A 21277-nucleotide genomic window follows, 5' to 3' on the forward strand; every position below is an offset into this window, starting at 1 on the left:
TCCCGCGAGGGAATCCCTGGTAGGGCGTCGGATTTCATGTACTTGGGCCCCGTTTCTGAAGTGCCGGTGGACCTCGCTCGCCCCTTCGGCACCCTGATCCCCGGCTATCACGAAGCCGAGACTCACGACGCCGAACTCCACGCTCTGGTACGGCCCCACCCCGACAGAGACGGTCTGGTGCTGTCGATCGCCCGCTTCCCGGAGAGCGAGCGGGCCGAAGATCAACTCGCCTTGGCGATCCTCGCCGGACTGGTGACCACCGTCCTCGCAGGCGGCCTCCTCGGGTGGCTCCTCGCTCGGCGGCTGGTCGCTCCCATCGAAAGGCTCGAGAAACGCTTGGCCGCCGGCCAGTCGCCCTATGCCTGGGGCCTACCGGCGGATGAGATCGGCGCCCTGGCGCGAGCCCTCGACGAAGCCCACGAGCGGACGCAACGAGCCCGCCGCCGCGAGCGGCTGTTCCTGCGCGAAGCCAGCCACGAACTGCGCACGCCGGTGACCGTGATCCAGGGGGTGTGCGATCTCCTGGCCGATGAAGATCCGGCCGATGATCCTCGGTTCACCGATCGCCTGGGGCGGATCGCGCGCTCCGTTCGCCGAATGAATGCGACCATCCAGAGCTTGCTGTGGATGGCGCGGGAGGAAAGCCGCCGCAGCGCCCAGGACGGGCTCCCGATCGCCACCCAGCTCACAGACTTGATCGAAGAGTTCCGCCTGCTCCTGCCGCCGGGCGTCGAACTGGTCGCAACGCCCCCGCACCACGACCGCCCCTTTCGGGACTCGACCCTCCTGATGGTGGCGCTCTCCAATCTCATCCGCAATGCCATCGAGCACACCGAGAGCGGCGAAATCCAGGTCGCCATCGAAGGCCGATGGGCTCGGGTCGCGGATTCCGGAAGAGGCATCGACTCGGAGCTCCTGCAACGCCTGAACGATCCCGACGCTCCCGCCGGCGGCGGCTTGGGGTTGCCGATCGTGCATCGCATCTGCCGACGCTGTGGCTGGCGCTTCGAACTGTCGAGCGAAGTCGGCCGCGGAACGGCGGGGCGCATTCAGTTCGCTCCGGCCACGGAGCAAGACTGATTGCTCGCCTGGGCGTCGGATAGACTCTTGCCACCTTCGAAGACCCGGCAGCACCCCGAAGAGAATTTGCCTGCCGGTTGCTCTGGACGACCAAAAGAAAGGGAATTGCGATGAGATATCTATTCAAGGGGATGTTCCTGGTTCTGCTCGCCCTGTGCACGACCCTGCCGGCGACGGCGGACGGCGGCGACGACGCCCTCAAAGCAGCGGTGACGGCCAACCTGGAGGAAACGGCAAAGAAGCTGATCGCGCTGGCCGAGGCCGCTCCGGAGGACATGTACGGTTGGCGGCCGACGGTCGAGGTCCGTACCCTGAGCGAGGTCTACATGCACGTCGTGAGCGCCAACCTAATGCTGCCCGGCGCTCTCGGCGCCGCCCCGCCGGAAGGGGTCGAGATCGGCGAGAACCCCATCGCCACGGCGAAGATGTGGGAGGAGACCATTACTTCGAAGGACGAAGTGGTGGCCAAGCTCAAGGAATCCTTCGCCTACTTGACGGAGGCTCTTGGCTCCCTCGAAGATCTCGACGCGGAGGTCCAGATCTTCGGTCCCCCGCAGCCCAAACGGGCCTATTACATGATTCTCCTCGGGCACGCCCATGAGCATCTGGGCCAAGCCATCAGCTACACCCGCAGCATGGGCCTGGTGCCGCCCTGGAGCCAGCAGGCCGAGTAGGCCGCCTGATTCTCCAAGCCTAGTAAAGTCACCAGGGGCAGCCGAGACCACGCGAATGTCCGAGCAACCCATCTTCTTCGCATCTCCCGCCGAGTTTCGAGCCTGGCTGGAGTCGAACCATGACGGCGCGGAGGTTCTGTGGGTCGGCTATTGGAAGGTGGCGACCGGCAAAGCCAGCGTGACCTGGGAGGAGTCCGTTCGAGAAGCCCTGTGCTTCGGCTGGATCGACGGGCTCCGTCGGTCGATCGACGAGGCGAGTTACAAGATCCGCTTTACTCGCCGCAAGGCCACCAGCCATTGGAGTCAGAAGAACCTCGGGATGGTGCAAGAGCTCATCGAGCAAGGCCGCATGCAGCCGGCCGGCATGCAGGCCTATGAGCTGCGCAACGAAGGCAAGATCGCGCGCGCTTCCTACGAACAAGAGTCCGCCCATCTGCCCAAGGAGTACGAGGACCGGATTCGGTCGGACGAGAAGGCCTGGCGGTTCTTCGAGGAGCTGGCGCCGGGCTACACCAAGACCTCCATTCACTGGGTGGTGAGCGCCAAGCGCGAAGAAACCCGCCGGCGCCGGCTGCAGATCCTGATCGATTCCTGCGCCGCCGGCGAGAAGATCCCGATGCTGCGGAAGTACACTTAACGCCCCTCCTCGCACCATGTCCTTCGAAGCGATTCTTCTGCTGACGTTCTTGATCGCGGCTCTCGCCTCGTTCCTGCTCGAGCTGCTGCCGGTCGATGTGACGGCCCTCGGCCTGGTGCTGGCGCTAATGGTCACCGGCATCGTGCCGGTGAACGAAGCCCTGGTCGGTTTCTCCAACAAAGGCGTGCTGACCATCGGCGGCCTGTTCATTCTGAGCCACTCCCTCATCCGCACCGGCCTGGTCGAGCTGGCCGGCGAGCGCTTGAGTCGCCGCTTCCGGCACCGCAAGTGGCTCGGCATCGGCGTGCTCCTGGCGGTGGTGGCGGTGATCTCCGGCTTCCTCAACAACACCGCCGTGGTGGCCATGACCATTCCACTGGCGGTGGATATCAGCCGACGGATCGAAATCAATCCCAGCAAAGTGCTCATGCCGCTGTCCTTTGCGGCCATCTTCGGCGGCACCCTCACCCTGATCGGTACCTCAACGAACCTGCTGGTGAGTTCGCTGCTGGAGGAAAACGGCCAAGAGCCGCTGTCGATGTTTCAGTTCACTCCTATGGCGGTCGTCTTCCTGGCGGTGGGATTGATCTACGTTCTGGTGCTGGCGCCGCGCTTCCTGCCGGAGCGGACGAAGATCGAGACTTTGACCAGCGAGTTCGAGATGGATGACTTTTTGACCGAACTCGAAATCCTGGAAGACACCAAGCTGGTGGGCCAGACCGCCCTCGAGGCCCAGCTCAGCGAGCGCTACGACGTCACCGTGCTGACGGTGATCCGGGGCAACCAGCGGATCTCGGTCAATCTGCGCACGGTGCCCTTCGAAGTCGGCGATCTGCTGCTGGTGCGCGGCGGTCCGTCCAACCTGCTGCGACTGCGCAACGAGACCGGCGTGGCCCTGCTGAGTGACGTCAAGCTCGACGACGCCGAGCTGTCCGAAAGCCAGCAGGTGGTCGAAGCCCTGGTCAGTCCCAACAGCAGCCTGATCGGCCGCACCCTCCAGCAAGCGGACTTTCGGCACAGCTACGGCGCGTTCGTGCTGGCCATACGCCGCGCCGAGTCCACCCTGCGGGAGCGCCTGGCCCGCACCCGGCTGCGCTTCGCCGACACCCTGCTGATCGTGGTGTCGCCGGACCGCCTCGGGGAGCTGCGGCGCCACCACGACCTGATCGTCACGACGGAGGTGGACGTGAAGCTAAGGCGGGAACGGCTGTGGTGGCTGCCGATAGCCCTCGTCCCATCGGTCATCCTCCTCGCGGCCACCGGCTTGGTGGACCTGGTGGTAGCGGTGCTGGCGGCGATCGTCGTACTGCTGGTGCTGAAGGTCATTCGGCCGCAGGAGTCCTACCGCGCGGTCGAGTGGCGGGTGATCGTATTCATTGCCGCCTTCATTCCCGTCGGCGATGCGATGCTGCGTACCGGCCTGGCGGACAAGCTGGCGAACGCCGTTCTAGCGCCGACGGCTCTGGTGCCGCAGGCCATCGCGCCGTGGGTGGCGGTGTCCGTCCTGTACCTGGTGACGTCGGTCGCGACGGAGACGGTGACCAACAGCGCCGCCGCCATCGTGCTGACGCCGGTGGCCTTGGGCATGGCGTCGCAGCTCGACGTGCGGCCGGAGGCGCTGGTGATCGCCATTTGCTTCGCCGCGTCGGCGTCGTTCATGACGCCGACCGGCTATCAGACGAACATGATGGTCTACGGCGCCGGCAACTACCGCTTCACCGACTTCAGCCGCTTCGGGGGCCCCCTGAACCTGCTGTTCTGGATCCTCGCCTCGGCGCTCCTGCCGGTCTTCTTTCCGTTCCACTAACCGAGACCCAGACCCGGCGCACTAGCGCGCTGCTGCAGAAGCCTTTCAGCAGCCTGCTCCGAGCCCAAAGGGCGAGGCGGCGCCGAAGATGGGGGCGAGACCGTAAAGGCTAGGCATTTCGGGCGAGGGGGGCACATAGCCCCCTTGGCCCAGAAAAACTAGCAGGGAAGCTGAAACCATAGGCCGAAGGCCTTTTCAGCAACCGGCTAGAAGAAGGGCAGGATCTCGAAGCCGACGACCTCCGACCGCACGATGCCGCCGGTGTCCGGATCGGTGACCTCGAACTGCACGAACCACACCTGGCCGATCAGTCCGCCGTTGAACGGAATGTTGATGGTGGCGCCGATCAGGCCATGGCCGGCGGCGCCGATGCGCCCGACCGCGGGCACCACCTGGGTAGTCGGCGACAGCCAGAACTGCCCGCCGCCCAACGGCACCACCGGATCGCTGAAACTTCGCACCCCCACCCGCAGGGTGCCGAAGTAATCCCGCTCGATCACCGCCGGTGGATTGCCACTATCGATCTCCATCCCCACCAGCATGGTCAGGATGGGGTTTCCGATGAAGGAGTCCGGCGGCGTGAAGATCGGCCGCAGGGCAGTGCCGTTGGAGAACGCTTCCGGGAACCCATAGCGCCGCATGGCGCGCATCGCCCAGCGGCTGGTAGTCGGCTGGCCGGACTCGCGAGCGACATAGGAATCGCCCAGAACCACCGGCGCGGTAAGCGAAATCGAAACCCGGTCGTCGCCGCTCGCCATGGTGCCGATGCCGCGCACGAAGCCGGTTTCAAGATGCACGATGTCGATAGCCGTCGCCGAAGCCGCCGGCGTAGGCTTCACCACGTCGAGGGTGAAGCTGCTCTCGGACACCGTCGCCGCGTCGATGATGAAGTCCGGCGCCAGATCCTGGTCGCGCCAGTCCCACAGGGCGTTGGTGATGTTTCCGGCACTGCCGGAGAGCGCCCGGCCCTGGATCAGGGGGTCCGGATAGAGACCGAGGTAGACGTGTCCCGGATCCGTCGCCGGGTCGTCGCCTGCCGGCCACACCAGGTCGAGATAACGATCCCGCGCGCTGTGGAGGGCACCGACATCGGCGGTCGTCGCCCAGGTCGAGTAGCTCTGCGGCAGTTGGCCGAAGCCGTTCCAGGAAGCACGCCAGATTTTCTTCTTCTTGGCGTCGAGCAGGTAGAGGAACCCGGAATTCTCGTCGTAGACCACGCCGGAGAAATCCGAGCCCGTTTTCACGTACAGGCTGGCACCAAAGAGGTTGCCGAAGACGTCCTTGCGCCAGTACTCGACGGTACCCGCACCGTTGCCGCCGGCGCGGCGGCCGGCGACCAGGAACGAGCCATCGGAAAGCTTCTGGAAGTCTCCGGGGTTCACCACCCCGGTGAGCGCCTCGGCACCGTTGAGCCCGTCGTGCAGCAGACCCGCGGCCGATACCGACGAGCTGATCGGGCCGGTATGGGCGATCGACCGAGCCGGCCGCATCAAGGGAATCGCCACCCGCGGAACATGGGGGAACGGCCCGGGAGAAGGGGTCGGGGTGATGGTGATCGGCCGATCGCCGACCACCGGGGTCTGCGCTTCGACGACGGCCGGCGCGACCACCGCGACGGCGCAGGAGAGGGCCAAGAAAGTCTTGAGGATTGTCATCACTTGCACCCCCCGGGCTGCATCTGGTTGAGAGCGTCTTTGTTCTGTTGCCAACTGTCTTTGGCTTTGTTGGCGTCTTTGATGCGGTCGTCGATCTTCTTCTTCTCGTCCGGGTCCGTCTCCTTCGCGGAGAGGGCTTCGAGCACGGCGATCTGGAGTCCCCAGGCGTCGAGAGCGCGGTTGACAATGCCGCACTTGTCATCGAAGGACTGGTTCTTTCGCGGGTAGTTGTATTTCTGGGTAAGGCGCATTCCTTCGTGCGCCAGCAGGCCGGCCAGGCCCGCCTTGAGGGCACTGCCGGTCAGCCAGTGATCTCCCAGCACGACGTACTCGTTGCCGGCGCCCACTTCCTCGGTTCCCGAGACGTTCTTGCCGTCGTCGTTCTCGATCGAGGTGAAGGCGTCGTGCCCTTTCTTGGTGAGCGTTTGCTTCCGCATCCGCGACTCGTACTGGCCGGTGGTGGGATCTTTCTTGCCCTTGAGCGCCTTGAGGGCTGCATCCAGGGCCTTCTCGGCCTTCTTTCGGTTCGGATCCGATGGATCCATCGAGTCAACGGCGCAGTGCAGCTCGTCCATCGCCTCGTTGACCTTTTCGGTGTCGGAACCGGAGCCCGTCGTCAGCGGCTTGCCGGGGGGCTCGTCCCCCCAGGCCGGTGCCGCCACGAAGACGAGCAGCAGCGCCAGGAGACAGGCTGGAACTGGGTAGGGGCCGGCGCCCTTCGGCCCCGTGGAACGGGCTTCTCGCATCATGGGTGCTCCTCCGCTTTGCCCCGCGATGCGAGCGGCGACCACGTCGCGTTCTTCCGGGCGTTGAACCGTAAGCTTCTACACCTGCAAAGCGATAAGTACCGTCAGAAGCAACAACGGGCGAGCTGGGCGGATCCGGCGACGGACGCTCGTTCGTCGGTTACTCTGCGGTGATGAACGCCGTCCAGGAATTGCACGATCGCCTCGCTCCCCTCGGCACCACTGAGCGGGCGACCCATGAAAAGAAATACCTCAAGAGCGATCTCGACTTTCTCGGAGTACCGGTACCGCTGATCCGGAAAGAGGTCCGGCGCTGGTCGAAGGAGCAACCGACCCTCACCCGCGCCCAGCTCCTCGCCACCGTCCGCGGCCTATGGCGCACTCGAGTCCACGAGCTGCGGTCTTTCGGAGCCTTTCTTCTCACCTCCCGGCTCGACCTGCTCGAAGTCGCAGATTTCGCTCTCCTCGAGAACCTGCTCCGCCGGGCGAAGACCTGGGCGCACGTCGACGCCCTCGCCGTCCACGGCGCGGGACCGCTGGTGGAGCAACACCCGGCCGCCGGCTCCGAGGTTCTCGATCGCTGGATCGCAGACGACGACTTCTGGATTCGCCGATCCGCCATCCTCGCCCTGCTGCTGCCACTGCGCCGCGGCGGAGGGGACTGGCCGCGCTTCGTCCGCTATGGCGACCGGTTACTCGATGAAAAGGAATTCTTCCTTCGCAAAGCCATCGGTTGGGTCGCCCGGGAAACCTCGAAGGAACGTCCCGAAATCGTCGTCGATTGGGTGCGCCGCCACCTCGATCGAATGTCCGGAGTGACCTTTCGAGAGGCCGTTCGGCGTTTGCCGGATGGAGTGCGCGAGGAACTCACCGCCGCCTACAAGGGGCGTTGACGAAGACCGGAAAGCTTGGGCCGAATGGGAACCCACCGACGCCCGCGACGTTGTAACCGTACAGAGATCAAGACGCAGCGCCTCCGCCGCCATCGATTCCTCGTGGAAGGAGCTTTCATGCCCAGACAGCCGATCCTCGTCATCCTCGCGTGTCTCGCCGCGGCCACCGCCGTCGCGGCACCGGAACAAGGGTCGGATGGAGAGCCGGCGACGGCGGAGAGCGCCAGCGGGGAGTTGTCCAAAAAGGGTACGGCCCTGGTCCAGAGTGACGACCTCGTTCCCGCGCTGGGCGACCCGGACGGCCGACGACCGATCACCGAAACGCCCTGGTTCAACTTCTATTCGGACTTCGCCTTCAACGTCTATGACGCGGTGCTCACCTCGGCGACGGCGCAACGCCGAGACCGGCCGGACCCATTCGCTCAGGGTGAGTGTTGGGAACGTCTGATCCAAGAGGATCGCAGCGCCTGGTCGGCGGCGGTGCACTACTTCGCCGAGACCGTCGCCGGCACCTACGACTTCAGCCGAGAGCGCACCATCATTCGCGCCCGCCTGGTGGGTATCGAGATCGATCTCGACGACGACGACCGGCGCGATCTCGCCCTTTCCCTGCTCTTCTTGCGGGCCGCCGCACCGGCCTGGCGGATCTGCGCCTGGCAGGAGCAGGATGTCGCCAACCGCCGCTGGGTGGCCGACCTGGTGCCGCTTCTCGATCGCCACGCGGACACCATCGGTGCTCGCCTCGAAGAGCTTTTCGGCAAGGCCTGGCACCACAAGCCGCTGGCCGTCGACCTGGTGGAGACGGCCGGCTGGGCCGGCGCCGATACGGTCGCCTTCCGCGGGGTGCCGACCCACATCCAGATCAACAGCCGCAGAGCCAGCTACAAGGATCGAGCGGCCTTCGAGATGATCTTCCATGAAGCGAGCCACGAACTGGTTTCGCCGCGCCGAGGGCCGATCGCCGAATTGATCGCCAAGGCGGCGGAGGAAGTGGATGCGCCGATCCACCGGAGCCTGTGGCACGGCGTACTGTTCGTCACCGTCGGCGAGGTGGCCCGTCAGATCCTGGCAGCGGAGGGCGAGACCTACACCCCCTACACCGAAGCCAACGGCGTCTTCGGCGGCGACTGGAAGGTCATGCACCAGCCGCTGTTCGATCATTGGCTGCCCTTCGTGCGCGGCGAAGTGGGCCGTGAAGAAGCGGCTCGCAATCTGATGACCGCCCTCAAGACGGCGATGGCCGAGGAGAAGCCCAATTCGGGCTAGCCAACGCTCTTAGGACCGACGTGCAATCGCTCGGCGAGGCGCTTGGCGTAGCGCCCGCTCATCGTCAAGGGTTTATCGATGCCCTCGACGAACACCCGGTGGCGGCCGTCGAATCCCGGTCCGATGCGCCGCACCCGATGCCGCTTCACCAGCACCGAACGGTGCAAGGGGCAGCCGACTGGCTGCTGTTCCAGGAGTCCAGCAGAAACTTCCACTCGCCGCCTTCGCATCGCCACACCTCCACCGCCTTGCCGCGGTCGAACACCGTACCGTCCGGCCCCAGCACGTCGAAGCGCCGGATGCGGTGGGCGAGATCGCCCGAAAGCGGTCAAAGCGCCGCAGGCCACTCCCGCTCGATGCGGGCGCGGAACCGCGCGAAGCGAGGAGCGGAGCGCTCGGATTACGCCAGGACACATCACCCCGAGGATCGGCCGAGCGGTCGACGCAGGACCGGCGAACGGTCGCGAGGGGAGGTCGAACGGTCACCGGGACCCGCCAAGGGTCGGCGAATCCGGGAGCATCTCCACAGCGGGAAGGGCTCAGGGGCAGGACCAGGTCTCGAGCACCCGTATGGGCCTGGGCGGGGCGCTGAGGACTCCGCTGCAGCCGGAGCCGGCCAAGATCGTGTCATCGCGGGTGGACGCGGTTACGGCGGTGACGTCCTCCAGCCGTCCGGTACAGGCGGTCTCGTCGCCACGGGGGCTGAGTTCGAAGGTCGCGGAACGCGTCCCGGTGGTGACAAACACGGTGACCCGAAAGTCGTTGGGGTTGCAGATCTCCGTCAACTCGGCGCTCTCCGGCAACCAAGATTTGGAGAGGTTGAGTTCCTGCCAGGCCGGCCGGCCGGCGTCGCACACGCCGTAGAAATACCCGGAGTCACGGTCGTCTTCGGTCATCACGCTGATCACCCGGCCGAGACGCGGTGTCGGCTCGTTGCGCCCCGTCGCCGAGAAAATGATCGAGGTGTTCTGAGTGGGGTTGATCAGCCGCCTACCGGCGGTCTCCCGGGAATCGATGGGATCGCTCGCGAACATCTCGTTGGGGAAGGTGGTGACCATGAGGCGGGTGGGGTGCCCGCAGTCGAGATCGTGACCGGTGAAGCCTCCGCGACCGTCCCGCCTGCAGCCGCTCCATGGGCCGGCATTCCAGGTCACCGTGACCGACTCGCCCGGACAGATCAGACTCGGCGTGACCTCGGCGGTCCAGGTGTTGGGGGGCGAGGGCGGCGCCAAGAGGCAGGCCGGCGCCGTAAAGGCGAGAAAAAGAATGAGAACGATCGCGCTGACGCGCAGTTGAGCGACTCGCATGGCGTGGTCCTCCAGGACAGCCTCCTGCGGAAGCGTCCGGTCGATGAATCGAGAGCCGAGGGTTGCGGAGCACCAAACCTTCGGCCGACGGTGAATTCATCGGGACCGTCGAAGACAGCCACAGAGCGTTACATCGCGCGCAGTCAAGGAAGGAAAGAAACAGGCCCCCTCACCCTCACAGGTGCCACCCACTTGTCAAAGCTCTTGAAATCAGAGACTTGAAACGACTCCGACATTCGGGTGGCACCTGATGGGAGCCGCCTCCGACATTCGGGTGGCACCTGATGGGAGCCGACTCCGACATTCGGGTGGCACTTGATGGGAGCAGCACCTAACGGAAGGGCGCACGACCCTCGGCCGTCGTCAGGGCACGAAGTCCGTCCAGGAAGCCGCGTCACCGGATTCGAAGCCGTCCGCAAAGATGTCGGCCGCATTGTCCAACAGGTCGGGTGCCGGGATGATCCCGAAACCGGAGTCCCGGTCGAAGCCCGGCGCCTCAATGTCGAGGGCGGTGGATTCAAACAGCGGGAACAGATCATCCTGCGTCACGGTCGGGAAGAGTTCGTTGAGCAGTGCCGAGATCGCGGCGGCGTGAGGTGCCGAGGCGGAACTGCCGAAGAACGTTTCGAACCCCGGCGTAGTAGTGGATACGCCGTCGGCGGCGGCAATGTCCGGCTTCTGGCGCACAATCGACGTTTGGCCACCGAGCAGAGGCTCACCGCTGCCGAAGGCCGGCACCACCGGCGAGCCGTCCGGATTGAAGAAGATGCGCCGAGGACCGTCGGAATTGAAGGGCTCCGAAGGGTTGGCGGCTCCGCCGGTGAACGGACCGCCGCCCGCCGTAGCCACGTTGACGGCGGCCACCGCGAAGGCGCCCTCGGCGGCGATATGGCCGCCGATCTGCCCGGCGGTCGCGAACTCCAGCCGGCCCCGGTGGGTGTTGAGCTGGAGGAAGCGATCATCGCCCGAGAACTTCACCACCACCAGCCGGTTCCCGGTGTCGTCCTCGCCCACCGAGGCGAGGATCTCGAAGGGATCGTCATCGCCATTCTGAGTGTTGGTGGAAGCACCGAGTACGTTCGTCAAGGTGTCGTCCAACAGGTAGAGATCGTAGTCGTTGCCGGCCGAGTCCAGCGGGTCGGACCACCACAGGGTGAAGAACGGGGCATCGTTGAGTGCGTCTTCGGTGATCTCGTTGGAGGCCGAGCCACCTCCGAAATCATGCGCCGAGAGGCCGGCGCCGGGGAGCGCCGCGGGGAGCGCTGTGGCCGAGTACTGCCCCTCCCAAACGCCCGAGGTGCCGGCGTTCAACCGACCGGAGTTGCCCGCCGCCACGAAGTAGAAGACTCCATCCGCCGCCACCTGATCCACCGCCTGGGCGATGATGCCGTCCTGAAATACCGGCTCGGCGAAGTAGAAAACGTCCTCGGCGATCACCTTACAGCCGGCGGCGGCGAGGTCGAGGATGTTCTGGGCGAACTGCGCCTGGCCACCATTGGCGGTGGCGAAGGCGAGAGCCGCCCCGGGCGCCATGTCGTGCATGATCTCCAGGAGTGCCGTGCCCTCGCTCGATCCCGGGTTTCCGCTCTGCCCCGGCAGCACCGTCACTCCCGGCGGCAGCTCACCGGCCGCCTGCAAGTTCGCGAGCTCGTCCACGCTGTCGGAAATAGCGCAGGCCGTTACGCCGGAACCGTTCACCGAGAACGTCGTCCTGGCCGTATCCGATTCGTGGGCGACATCGCCCTCGGTCACCGTGATATTGCCGTTCACCAGCATCCGATCCGCCGGGCGCACGCCGCGCACCTCGGCGCGTTCGGCCAACGCCTCAAGAGCCGCCAGCGGTAGCTGAACTCGCAGCGTATTCCAGCGCGGGAAGGCGCTCTCCACCCATCCGCCGAGGTCGTTGACGGCGGCCAGCAACTCGTCCGTCACCTCGGCCCGGATATCGACCATCACCCGCTCCCGGGCGTCCAGATCGATGCCCGTGCGGAATTCCTGCAGCCGCGCCGTGGCCGGGTCGCGGCGCTGCCGCAGCACCTCGATCAGAAGATTGGAATCGAGCTTGTGCTGTGCCGGCGTGCGCGCCTTTTTCATCTGGGTGAGGGTTTGGATCTGCTCCAGGGCAGAGGGAGTTGGAGCCTCGGCCTGTGCGACGAGGGGAAGGGCCAGCCCGGCGACGACCAGGCAAAGAAGTCCGCGCTGCCAGGAGCTGGAACGACGGCCACAACGAGGAAATAGCAGCATCAGTTGAACCTCCCAAACAAAGAATCCAAGTTTCAAATCCCAGGGTGAGCCAAGGTTTCTCCCCGGGGGAATCGGGATACCCGAAGGTGTCGGACGGCCTCAGAACATTTCAGCTCACGCGCCAAATCTCACAAAGGGATCTCCGGACAGACAAACGAACTCCGGAGCGCGTGACGACGACTGGCGACTGACCTCCAGGATAGCGGTCCTCAAGAACCGCGCAACCGCCTGGAGTGAGGAATCGACCCCTGCCAAAAGTTAGGTGCGCAGGCCGAAGTGCCTCAACCCACTCGTCGAAAGGCCTCACCCAGGCCACAATTCGGCTGTGAGATCAAGCGAACGCATGCTCTCTTCGTGGATCTTCAATCTGATCTTGGCCGCTGGTGAGGTGGTGCTGCTCAGGCCGCTCATCGTCCAACGAGACGCCTTCAGTCTTCGACGCCTATCGCTTCGGCTGGTGGGTGTCGCGCTGCTAGCCGGCCTGCTGGCCGGGCTCCTGGGGATGGATCCCTTCGGTATGCTGCGGCTCCTCGCCTGGGCGATCTTCCTGCACGGCACGGCGCTGGCGGCTCTAGCCGGTTGGCTGCTGTGGTACCGCTCCCGCCTGCTCGCCGGCGCATGCCTCGCGATCGCCGTCATCTTGCCGGCGATCGCGTTCAACGCCTTCCGAACCGAGCCCTATCGATTAGAGGTCACCACCCACCGCATCTCTGCACCCGGGCTCACCAAGCCGGTCACAATTGTGCTGATCGCCGACCTGCAGACCGATCACCTGGGCGACTACGAACGAATGGCGCTCATCCAGGCGATGGAACTTCACCCGGACCTGCTCCTGCTGGCGGGCGACTACGTGCAGCTTCCTCCGGGCGCCGCGCTGGAAGCGACCCAGCGGGAACTCAATGCCTACTTGAAAGAGATTGGATTCGCCGCCCCGCTGGGCATCTACGCCGTGGAAGGCAACACCGATCCGCCGGGCTGGGAGCGGGCCTTCGAGGGACTGAGCGTCCGAACCGTTCGCTCCACCTCCACCTTCGACCTCGGCGAAATCCGCCTCACCGCCCTCTCTCTGGCAGCCTCCTTCAATCAAAGCCTGGCGCTGCCGCCGGCCCCGGAGGAGGCCTTCCACATCGCCCTAGGTCACGGTCCGGACTTCGCCCTCAGCCCCGACGCGACCGTAGACCTCTTGCTCGCCGGCCACATCCACGGCGGCCAGGTGCAGATTCCCGGCTTCGGCCCGCTGATCACCCTCTCCGCCGTCCCCCAAAGTTGGTCCACCGGCCGCACGGAGCTGCCAACCGGCGGCACCCTGGTCGTCTCCCGCGGCATCGGGATGGAGCGCGGCCGGGCGCCACGACTGCGTTTCTTCTGCCGGCCGGAGCTGGTGGTTCTGGAGTTGGTGCCGCCACCTGGAGCCAGCGCGCAGCATAGAAGCCGCCAACCGGGCGCGGCGGAGCTCCGCGAGCGGGCTAGTCCGCGACGGGCGCTTCCAAAGAGCCGCCCGGTCCATTCCCTCCCACCCACTCCACCCGCCGGCTCGTGAACCAGGCCTCCAGCAGCCGCACTTCCCCACCCTCGACCTGCCAGGTCCGCTCCTCGTGGAAGTGCCCGAGGAGGAGCACGTCGTACCCTTCGGACAGTCTCCGCGCGGCGTAGCGGCGGATGACGGCCTCGGGGAGTTCCCTCTTGTGCTTGAAGTTGGTGCCGGAGAGGCGGCGTTCGGTGGAGGTGACGAGGCGCTGGGCGAAACGGCGGGGGGTGCGGAGCACCAGGGCGCGGGAAAGCCAGCTCTTCGAAAGCGTGCGCCAGAAGCGGTACTGCCAGTCGCGGTCGTCGAGGCCGTCGCCGTGGACAGCGAGGTAGCGCACGCCGTCGACGGTGAAGGCGACTTCGCGCACGACGGAATCGAAGGCATCGGCGTAGGGGCTTGCCTGGAGGAAGAAATCGCGGTTGCCTTCGACGTAATCCACTCGAAGGCCGGCTTCTCGGAGGGCGCGAAGGGCCTCGACGACGGCGGCGATGTCCGGCGTTTCAAATTTCTCGCTGCCCACCCAGGCCTGGAACAGATCGCCCATCAGGATCAGGCGCTTGCAGCCCTCTCCGGGCAAGGCCGCGAGCTGGGCGAGGAAGGGTTCCGCCGCACCACCGGGGCCGTTCAGGTGGTTGTCGGCAATGAGCGCGACGGACATGGTGCGGGCTAGAGACCTCCGGCCGAAGGTCAAACGATGGTCAGGGAAGGGCGTTCGAGAGCCGCAACTTCCTCGACCACCGCTTCGGCGATCTGGCGGAAGGCGTCGGCGTGGGGGCCCTCTTCCTGCTCCGCCACGATGGGACGGCCAGCGTCGCCACCGCGCACGATCTCCGGGTCGAGGGGAATGCGGCCGAGGAAGCGCGTTTCCAGCAGTTCGGCGGTGCGCTCGCCACCGCCGTGCTTGAAGATCTGGGTCTCCTCGTGGCAGTGCGGGCAGACAAAGGTGGACATGTTTTCGAGAATGCCCACCACCGGCACATTGACCTTGCGAAACATCGCCAGCCCCTTACGGGCGTCGATCAAGGCGACGTCCTGCGGGGTGGTGACGATCACCGCACCGGCCAATGGGATCTTCTGGGTGACGGTGAGCTGCGCGTCGCCGGTGCCCGGCGGCAGATCGACGATCAGGAAATCCAGCGCCCCCCACTCGACATCCCCCAGCATCTGCTCGATGCCGCGCATCACCATCGGGCCACGCCAGATCACCGGCGTGTCGGTGTCGACGATGAAGCCCAGGGACATCAGCTTGATGCCGTATTTCTCGAACGGCAGGATGCGATTTTCCTGAATGCGCGGCCGCCGGCCGATGCCGAACATGGTGGGAACCGAAGGACCGTAGATGTCCGCGTCGAGCAAGCCCACGTGGTGACCGAGCTGGCCGAGGCGGATGGCGAGGTTGGCGGCGACGGTGGACTTGCCCACGCCGCCCTTGCCGGAGGCCACGGCTACGACGTTTTGTACCTCGGGGATGAGCTCCGGACTGCGGGCCGTCGCCTGCTGGGCAGCGCGCTGCGGCGGATCCGGCTTGACCACGTTCAACTCCACCTCCACTCGGGAGACCCCCTCGACCTGAGCCACCGCCTCTTCCACCGCGTCGCGCACCTCGTCGGCGGCGCCGGGATTGTGGGTGGCAAGGCGAAGTTCCACCCGCGCCGCGCCGTCGTCGCCGGCGGTCACCGTGTGAACGAAACCGAAAGAGACGATGTCCCGGCTCATGCCCGGATACTTGACGGTCTTGAGGGATTCCCAGACTTGCGCTTCGAGGTCATTGGCCATGTCGGAGGTACCTTCCCGCGGGGCGCCCCCACGGATTCGGCCCCACGGGTTTCGGTTGGGGCCGGATGTTGCTGGAGCGCGGGCCGACCGGCCCGCTGACGAAAACTGTATCAGTCCTCGGAGGGCGCGCCGAGGACCGGCGTGAGCTCCTCCGACGCCGATGAAGGAACCTCAGCCTCGGCGCCATCCTCTTCGCCGGACAGCTCCACCACTTCGCTCCGCACGCGGCTCATCAAGGCGTCCCGTCGGCGGATGCCGAATTGCTTGGAGTCGATCGGTTCGCCCAGGCGCACCTGGACGGTGCCCGAAGCGAGCTTGAGGGAGTCGCGCGACAACACCCGACGGGTGCCGGAGACGCCCACCGGCACAATCGGCGCCCCGGCCTTCAGGGCCACCAAAAAGCCACCGCGCTCGAAGGGGCCGATGCGGCCATCGCGCGAGCGGGTGCCCTCCGGGAAAAACAGCACCGAGGCACCGGCATCGAGCCGGCGGCCAGCGATCTTGTAGACCTCGCGGGCTCGACTGCGATCCGAGCGGTCCACCGGGATGAAGCCACCGGCGTGGAGCGACCAACCGAAGACCGGAATCCGGAACAGGCTGCGCTTGGCGGCGAAGCGCAGCGAGCCCGGCAGGGTGACCAGCAGGGCCGGAATGTCGAAGTAGCTCTGGTGATTCGCCAGGTAGACGCGGCCGCGGCGGCCGTCCACCGAAGCCGGCACCTCGGCTTCGACTTTCACTCCGCTGATCCACAGCAGGCCCCGTGACCAGACCCGGGCCAGGACCACCATCAAGTTCCCGCGCGGCGGCACCCAGGAGAACAGGACCGCAGTGGAACCGAGCACGAGGGTGACCGGCACCAGGTAGGCGATGGCCAGGGCGGTACGCCACCAGGCGGGGCGGCGGTAGGGTGTGGAGCGCTCGGAAGTCACGTCAGGGGGAAGCCTCGGCAAGAATCCATCCGGACATCGGTTACCGCCCCATTCTGCGCGATCCGTGCGCACCAGGTCCAGCCGGCGGCTGCGATCGGCAGCGGGCTAGCCCGACCTAGCCACCAGCCTTCTGCTGCGAGGGCGGATGCACCTGCATATGCAGCGTCTTTTGGCCTCTCCGCTCCTCGACGTACTTCGAGTACGCCCGCTTCGCTTGGAGGACCAAACTCCTTGCAGCTGCAGGCCCAAGAAACAACTCTGGACGCCCTCTCGCGACGAAGTTGGTGAGAAGGTCGGGCTAGCCCATGGAATATCAAAGTGATATCATACTTATATCAGTCGAGGATGAGCCCGATGATCGGTACTCGACTCTCTGTACGACCCATTCTTGACTCAGGGGAGATTGCCATGGCCCAGAAAACAGATTCCATTCGCGAGATTTCCCGCACCGCCCTGCCCGGTCTGGGGATGCTCTTTGTCGCCCTGCTCGTGATGGCAGGCGGGATCGAGAGCTTCCGGCGCGGGGTGTTGTCCGGATCGGCGGCGGAGGGGCTCGCCGGCGTGCTGTTGTTCGTTGTCGCCATCCTGCTTTTGGCAGGACTGTTCACGGTGCACCCGAACGAGGCCAAGGTCCTGCAGCTCTTCGGCTCCTACCGCGCGTCGGTGAAAGAACCGGGGCTGCGCTGGGCCAACCCCTTCTACTCCAAGACGAAGATTTCGCAACGTACCCGCAACTTCGAAACCGGCAAGCTCAAGGTCAATGACCGCAGCGGCAATCCGATCGAGATCGGCGCGGTGGTGGTGTGGAAGGTGGTCGATACGGCGGAGGCCCTGTTCAATGTGGACGACTTCAAGCATTTCGTCGAGGTGCAAAGCGAAGCGGCCCTGCGCGCCTTGGCGACGGCCTATCCCTACGATGCCCACGAGGAGGGAGAGGAAGCCCTTTCCAGCCACACCGTAGACATCTCCGCGGAGCTGCGGGACCAGGTGCAAAAGCGCCTCGATCAAGCCGGCGTCCAGGTGATCGAAACCCGCATCAGTCACCTGGCCTACGCCCAGGAGATCGCCGCCGCGATGCTCCAGCGGCAGCAGGCGAGCGCGGTGGTGGCGGCGCGCCAGAAAATCGTCGAGGGCGCCGTGGGGATGGTGGAAACGGCCCTCGAAATGCTCTCGACCCAGCAGGTGGTCGAACTGGACGAAGAGCGCCGGGCGGCGATGGTTTCGAACCTGCTGGTGGTGCTGTGCAGCGACCGCCACACCCAACCGGTGGTCAACACCGGCACCCTCCACCACTAACCCTTTCTTATTATTCGACGAACGGGCGAGACTCTCCGTGGCCAAAAGAAAAGCGTTCCCGCTGCGCATCGATCCGCGGATCTATGAAGCCCTCAAGAAGTGGTCGGCGGATGAGTTGCGGAGCGTCAACGGCCAGATCGAGTTTTTGCTGCTCAACGCCCTGAAGCGCGCCGGCCGCTGGAAGAAGGACGCCGACTAGCAGGTTGCTGAAAAGGCCCTCGGCCTGCTGAAGAGGCGAAACCGTCTTTCAGCCCCTGCCTAGCTGGACGGGCTAGACCCATTCCGGCGGCGGGCCGCACGGGCACTGTAGGATGGGCTCCCATGCCGCCCGTCAGCTCGCTTCGCCGCCGACTTCGCTTGCTCGGCTGGCTCCGTCTCTCGCTCGTCGCCGGGGCGCTCTACGACCTGATCTTCGCCGCCCTGATGGTGGTCGCCCCGGCAGCCACCGCCGCCTTTCTGGACCTGCCGCTGCCGGGCGAGACGTTCTATCTCTGGCTCCTCGCCATCCTGCTGACCATGCTGGCCCTGCTGTATCTGGCGGCGGCGCAGGATCCACGGCGCTACACGGCGGTGGTGTGGGTCGCCATCGCCGGGCGCCTCGCCGGAGCCGGCGCCTTCGCCCTGGCGGCCTACGGTCGTCCGGAACTCCAGCCGCTCTACCTGGTGGCCGCCGCCGATGCCGCCTTCGGCCTGCTCCACGCCGCCCTCGCCCGCCCCTTGAGCACCGGATGACGATGACCGAATGAGAGCCTTTTTCGACCTCGCGCGGGTACTCGGTGAGATCGCGATTCTCACTGGCCAGGCCTTTCGCGGGCTGTTTCGGCGGCCTTGGGCGTTGCGCGAATGGGTGCGCCAGATGGAGCAGATCGGCGTCTACTCGCTGGGCGTAGCGGCCATCACCACCACCTTCACGGGCATGGTGCTGGCCCTGCAATATGCCCTCGGCTTCGCCTCCCTGGGCGGCAAGTGGTACGTCGGCTCGATCGTCTCCACCTCGCTGGTGCGCGAACTCGGTCCGGTACTCACCGCTCTGGTGGTGGGCGGCCGAATCGGTTCCGGCATGACCGCCGAGCTGGGCACCATGAAGGTGACGGAGCAGATCGACGCGCTGCGCTCGATGGCGGCGGATCCGGTGGTCAAGCTGGTGGTGCCGAAGCTTGCCGCCACCCTTGTGATGCTGCCGGCGCTGACCATCCTGGGCGACGCCCTCGGCATCTTCGGCGGCCTTGCCATCGCCATCTACGAACTGGACGTAGCGCCGGGCCTCTACATGAACGACGTGCTCGATTCCCTCACCCTGAACGACGTCTTCAGCGGCGTCGGAAAGACCTTCTTTTTCGGCTATTTCATTGCCATCATCGGCTGCTACAATGGCCTTAACGCCGCGGGGGGAGCCGACGGCGTGGGGCGCGCCACCACCAATACCGTGGTCTATGCCTCGATTTCGATCCTGGTCTCCGATTTCTTCCTCACCAAGATGTTTTCGATGCTGTTCTAGATCATGGCCGCTACCGAATCCATCGCCGACGCCCTGTTTACCGTCCGTGGCCTGTCGAAGTCCTACGGCGACAAGGAAGTCTTGCGCTCGATCGACTTTGACGTGCAGCGCGGCGAATGCCTGGTCATCCTGGGCGGTTCCGGTAGCGGCAAGAGCGTCACCCTGCGGCAGTTGAACGGTCTGGAAGAGCCCGACGAGGGCAGCGTGCTGTTCGATGGCGATGTCGAGATCTCCAGCCTGTCGGAGCAGCAGCTCTTCCCCATCCGTCGGCGCATCGCGATGCTCTTCCAGGGCGGCGCGCTGTTCGATTCGATGACGGTGTTCGAGAACATCGCCTTCCCGCTGCGCGAGCACTCGGATCTGGACGAGGATGAGATTCGAGAACGGGTGGCCGAGCGCTTGTCGCGGGTGCGCCTGGCGGGTATCGAGGACAAGGTGCCGGCCAACCTCTCCGGCGGCATGAAGAAGCGCGTCGCCTTGGCCCGCTCCCTCGCTCTGGATCCGGAGGTGGTGCTCTTCGACGAGCCCACCACCGGTCTCGACCCGCGCACTTCGGCCACCATCGGCAGCCTGATCCGCGACATCCAGCAGAAGATCGGCGTGACCTCCGTAGTGGTGACCCACGACCTGCCCCTGGCACGCTCCGTCGGCGACCGGCTGGCTTTTCTCCACCGCGGCAAGTTCCGCTTCATCGGCACCTGGCTCGAGGCGGAGAGGACGGCGGATCCGCTGGTGACGGATTTCCTGGCCGGCCGCGAGGAGGACATCGATGCCGCGTGAGGGAGGACGCGAAACGCGGGTAGGCCTCCTGCTGCTGGCAGCGCTGGCGATTCTGGCGGTGGCGGTGTTCCTGATCGGCAAGGACAGCAACCTGTTCGCGACAAAGAACCGCTACTTCACCCGCTTCCAGAACGTCAGCGGCCTGCAGAAGGGCAATCCGGTGCAGTTGAACGGCGTGGACGTCGGCACCGTCGAAGAAGTGAATCTCTCGCGCGAAGCCGGCGACGAGAAAATCCAGGTGTGGATTTCCATCGACGAGCGCTACGCCGAGCGCATTCGGCAGGATTCCCTGGCCCGCATCAAGACCCTCGGTTTGCTGGGCGACAAATTCGTGGAGATCACCGCCGGCTCGCCGGCCGCCGAGCTGGTCGCTTCGGGTGCGGAGATTCGCGCCGCTCCGGCCACCAGTGTCGACGCGCTGATCGCCTCCGGCGAGGATACGGTCAACAACGTGGTGGCGATTTCCTCTTCCCTGCGCACGGTATTGAAGCGTCTGGAGCAGGGCGAGGGCGTGGTCGGCGAGTTGACCGCCGACACCCCCGAGGGTGACAAGTTCACCCGCTCCGTCTACGACACGGTGGAGTCCTTCCAGCGCATCGTCAACAAACTGGAGCGCGGTGACGGCCCGATCGCCCGGCTGATCAACGACCGCGCCATGGCGGACCGCCTGGCCGAAAGCGTGACCTCCCTCGAAGGGCTGCTGAAGCGCGCCGAGGAGGGCGACGGCCTGCTGCCCCGGCTGCTCGACGACGAAACCCTGGTCCGTCAGGTGGAAGGCACCTTGGCCAACCTCCAGGAGGCCTCCGAGCAACTGACCGCCTTCACCCGCGAAGTCGAAGGCTCCGACGGTCTCGCCATGAAGCTGCTGACGGACGAGGAGTACGCCACCGAGGTGAGCGAGAACCTCAGCCAGCTCGTCGAACGCCTGAACGGCATCGCCGGCAAGCTCTCCGAAGGGGACGGAACGGTGGCCCGGCTGATCGACGATCCGCAGGTCTATGAAGCGATCAACGATGTTATCGTTGGAATCGACGAGTCGCGCTTGCTGCGCTGGCTAATCCGCAATCGCCAGAAGAAGGGCATCGAACAGCGATTCGAGGAAAATCAAGGCGAAGACTCGCCGAACCAAGGGGGATCGGCCACTCCCTGAGGCCGACCCAC

General features: G+C 65.6%; 21 protein-coding genes. 13 read left to right on the forward strand and 8 right to left on the reverse strand.

Features of this window, described 5'->3' with window-relative positions; all coding sequences use genetic code 11:
* The first annotated feature begins 42 nt into the window (after nt 1-42).
* From AAF481_16855 to AAF481_16870, 4 genes are all read left to right on the forward strand, one after another.
* Entirely contained in the window at nt 43-1080 is a 1038-nt protein-coding gene (locus tag AAF481_16855) for a HAMP domain-containing sensor histidine kinase (protein MEM7482845.1), read from the forward strand.
* A gap of 110 nt (nt 1081-1190) precedes the next feature.
* On the forward strand, nt 1191-1754 hold the full coding sequence (locus AAF481_16860) for a DinB family protein (protein ID MEM7482846.1): 564 nt from the start codon (nt 1191-1193) through the stop codon (nt 1752-1754).
* Nucleotides 1755-1809: 55 nt separating this feature from the next.
* Nucleotides 1810-2391 carry a YdeI/OmpD-associated family protein gene (locus AAF481_16865; GenBank protein MEM7482847.1) on the forward strand — a complete coding sequence of 194 codons (582 nt, stop codon included), beginning with the start codon at nt 1810-1812 and terminating at the stop codon, nt 2389-2391.
* A 16-nt stretch (nt 2392-2407) separates the two neighbouring features.
* Complete coding sequence (locus AAF481_16870) at nt 2408-4198, forward strand: SLC13 family permease (GenBank protein MEM7482848.1); 1791 nt, start codon at nt 2408-2410, stop codon at nt 4196-4198.
* 206 nt (nt 4199-4404) lie between these two features.
* Here AAF481_16870 and AAF481_16875 read toward each other — a convergent pair whose 3' ends face one another.
* On the reverse strand, nt 4405-5853 hold the full coding sequence (locus AAF481_16875) for a hypothetical protein (protein MEM7482849.1): 1449 nt from the start codon (nt 5851-5853) through the stop codon (nt 4405-4407).
* Nucleotides 5853-6602 (reverse strand): hypothetical protein, encoded by a 750-nt coding sequence (locus AAF481_16880; GenBank protein ID MEM7482850.1) that lies wholly within the window; start codon nt 6600-6602, stop codon nt 5853-5855. Before AAF481_16880 ends, AAF481_16875 begins: the two co-directional genes overlap by 1 nt.
* Nucleotides 6603-6772: 170 nt before the next feature.
* On the opposite strand from AAF481_16880, the gene AAF481_16885 reads away from it, so the two are divergent.
* Together AAF481_16885 and AAF481_16890 are read left to right on the forward strand one after the other, a co-directional pair.
* Nucleotides 6773-7492: a DNA alkylation repair protein gene (locus AAF481_16885; protein MEM7482851.1), complete on the forward strand. Its 720-nt coding sequence runs from the start codon at nt 6773-6775 to the stop codon at nt 7490-7492.
* Between the two features lie 117 nt (nt 7493-7609).
* Entirely contained in the window at nt 7610-8758 is a 1149-nt protein-coding gene (locus AAF481_16890) for a hypothetical protein (GenBank protein ID MEM7482852.1), read from the forward strand.
* On the opposite strand, the gene AAF481_16895 is transcribed toward AAF481_16890, so the two are convergent.
* From AAF481_16895 to AAF481_16905, 3 genes are all read right to left on the reverse strand, one after another.
* Entirely contained in the window at nt 8755-8973 is a 219-nt protein-coding gene (locus tag AAF481_16895) for a LytTR family transcriptional regulator DNA-binding domain-containing protein (protein MEM7482853.1), read from the reverse strand. The genes AAF481_16890 and AAF481_16895 overlap by 4 nt on opposite strands.
* A gap of 324 nt (nt 8974-9297) precedes the next feature.
* Nucleotides 9298-10065, reverse strand: coding sequence for a hypothetical protein (locus AAF481_16900; protein MEM7482854.1), 768 nt, complete (start codon nt 10063-10065; stop codon nt 9298-9300).
* Nucleotides 10066-10428: 363 nt separating this feature from the next.
* The gene (locus AAF481_16905) at nt 10429-12309 is read right to left on the reverse strand and encodes a S8 family serine peptidase (GenBank protein MEM7482855.1); all 1881 of its coding nucleotides are present in this window, start codon (nt 12307-12309) and stop codon (nt 10429-10431) included.
* Nucleotides 12310-12652: 343 nt separating this feature from the next.
* On the opposite strand from AAF481_16905, the gene AAF481_16910 reads away from it, so the two are divergent.
* Entirely contained in the window at nt 12653-13849 is a 1197-nt protein-coding gene (locus AAF481_16910) for a metallophosphoesterase (protein MEM7482856.1), read from the forward strand.
* Here the strand turns inward: AAF481_16910 and AAF481_16915 are convergent.
* The 3 genes from AAF481_16915 to AAF481_16925 all read right to left on the reverse strand — a co-directional run bounded on the left by AAF481_16915 (nt 13776) and on the right by AAF481_16925 (nt 16542).
* The gene (locus AAF481_16915; GenBank protein ID MEM7482857.1) at nt 13776-14495 is read right to left on the reverse strand and encodes a UDP-2,3-diacylglucosamine diphosphatase; all 720 of its coding nucleotides are present in this window, start codon (nt 14493-14495) and stop codon (nt 13776-13778) included. The genes AAF481_16910 and AAF481_16915 overlap by 74 nt on opposite strands.
* A gap of 29 nt (nt 14496-14524) precedes the next feature.
* Nucleotides 14525-15613, reverse strand: a complete 1089-nt coding sequence (locus AAF481_16920) for a P-loop NTPase (GenBank protein MEM7482858.1) — start codon at nt 15611-15613, stop codon at nt 14525-14527.
* 110 nt (nt 15614-15723) lie between these two features.
* Complete coding sequence (locus tag AAF481_16925; GenBank protein ID MEM7482859.1) at nt 15724-16542, reverse strand: lysophospholipid acyltransferase family protein; 819 nt, start codon at nt 16540-16542, stop codon at nt 15724-15726.
* A 429-nt stretch (nt 16543-16971) separates the two neighbouring features.
* On the opposite strand from AAF481_16925, the gene AAF481_16930 reads away from it, so the two are divergent.
* From AAF481_16930 to AAF481_16955, 6 genes are all read left to right on the forward strand, one after another.
* The gene (locus AAF481_16930) at nt 16972-17838 is read left to right on the forward strand and encodes an SPFH domain-containing protein (GenBank protein ID MEM7482860.1); all 867 of its coding nucleotides are present in this window, start codon (nt 16972-16974) and stop codon (nt 17836-17838) included.
* A gap of 37 nt (nt 17839-17875) precedes the next feature.
* Nucleotides 17876-18037, forward strand: a complete 162-nt coding sequence (locus AAF481_16935) for a hypothetical protein (protein ID MEM7482861.1) — start codon at nt 17876-17878, stop codon at nt 18035-18037.
* Nucleotides 18038-18159: 122 nt separating this feature from the next.
* Complete coding sequence (locus tag AAF481_16940; GenBank protein ID MEM7482862.1) at nt 18160-18570, forward strand: hypothetical protein; 411 nt, start codon at nt 18160-18162, stop codon at nt 18568-18570.
* A gap of 10 nt (nt 18571-18580) precedes the next feature.
* The gene (locus AAF481_16945) at nt 18581-19336 is read left to right on the forward strand and encodes an ABC transporter permease (protein MEM7482863.1); all 756 of its coding nucleotides are present in this window, start codon (nt 18581-18583) and stop codon (nt 19334-19336) included.
* A 3-nt stretch (nt 19337-19339) separates the two neighbouring features.
* Nucleotides 19340-20116, forward strand: coding sequence for an ABC transporter ATP-binding protein (locus AAF481_16950; protein ID MEM7482864.1), 777 nt, complete (start codon nt 19340-19342; stop codon nt 20114-20116).
* A complete protein-coding gene (locus AAF481_16955) occupies nt 20106-21266 on the forward strand; it encodes an MlaD family protein (GenBank protein MEM7482865.1) in 1161 nt (386 codons plus the stop codon). The genes AAF481_16950 and AAF481_16955 overlap by 11 nt, the downstream gene beginning before the upstream one ends.
* Nucleotides 21267-21277 lie beyond the last annotated feature (11 nt).

This window comes from Acidobacteriota bacterium (assembly GCA_039030395.1).
Taxonomy (GTDB): domain Bacteria; phylum Acidobacteriota; class Thermoanaerobaculia; order Multivoradales; family JBCCEF01; genus JBCCEF01.

Excerpts from the sequence above, each read along its gene's own strand:
- AAF481_16945 (MEM7482863.1), top strand. The coding sequence starts at position 18,581 with ATGAGAGCCTTTTTCGACCTCGCGCGGGTACTCGGTGAGATCGCGATT.
- AAF481_16915 (MEM7482857.1), bottom strand. The coding sequence starts at position 14,495 with ATGTCCGTCGCGCTCATTGCCGACAACCACCTGAACGGCCCCGGTGGT.
- AAF481_16905 (MEM7482855.1), bottom strand. The coding sequence starts at position 12,309 with ATGCTGCTATTTCCTCGTTGTGGCCGTCGTTCCAGCTCCTGGCAGCGC.
- AAF481_16860 (MEM7482846.1), top strand. The coding sequence starts at position 1,191 with ATGAGATATCTATTCAAGGGGATGTTCCTGGTTCTGCTCGCCCTGTGC.
- AAF481_16910 (MEM7482856.1), top strand. The coding sequence starts at position 12,653 with ATGCTCTCTTCGTGGATCTTCAATCTGATCTTGGCCGCTGGTGAGGTG.
- AAF481_16885 (MEM7482851.1), top strand. The coding sequence starts at position 6,773 with ATGAACGCCGTCCAGGAATTGCACGATCGCCTCGCTCCCCTCGGCACC.
- AAF481_16890 (MEM7482852.1), top strand. The coding sequence starts at position 7,610 with ATGCCCAGACAGCCGATCCTCGTCATCCTCGCGTGTCTCGCCGCGGCC.
- AAF481_16865 (MEM7482847.1), top strand. The coding sequence starts at position 1,810 with ATGTCCGAGCAACCCATCTTCTTCGCATCTCCCGCCGAGTTTCGAGCC.
- AAF481_16950 (MEM7482864.1), top strand. The coding sequence starts at position 19,340 with ATGGCCGCTACCGAATCCATCGCCGACGCCCTGTTTACCGTCCGTGGC.
- AAF481_16875 (MEM7482849.1), bottom strand. The coding sequence starts at position 5,853 with ATGACAATCCTCAAGACTTTCTTGGCCCTCTCCTGCGCCGTCGCGGTG.
- AAF481_16920 (MEM7482858.1), bottom strand. The coding sequence starts at position 15,613 with ATGGCCAATGACCTCGAAGCGCAAGTCTGGGAATCCCTCAAGACCGTC.
- AAF481_16900 (MEM7482854.1), bottom strand. The coding sequence starts at position 10,065 with ATGCGAGTCGCTCAACTGCGCGTCAGCGCGATCGTTCTCATTCTTTTT.
- AAF481_16880 (MEM7482850.1), bottom strand. The coding sequence starts at position 6,602 with ATGATGCGAGAAGCCCGTTCCACGGGGCCGAAGGGCGCCGGCCCCTAC.
- AAF481_16940 (MEM7482862.1), top strand. The coding sequence starts at position 18,160 with ATGCCGCCCGTCAGCTCGCTTCGCCGCCGACTTCGCTTGCTCGGCTGG.
- AAF481_16955 (MEM7482865.1), top strand. The coding sequence starts at position 20,106 with ATGCCGCGTGAGGGAGGACGCGAAACGCGGGTAGGCCTCCTGCTGCTG.
- AAF481_16870 (MEM7482848.1), top strand. The coding sequence starts at position 2,408 with ATGTCCTTCGAAGCGATTCTTCTGCTGACGTTCTTGATCGCGGCTCTC.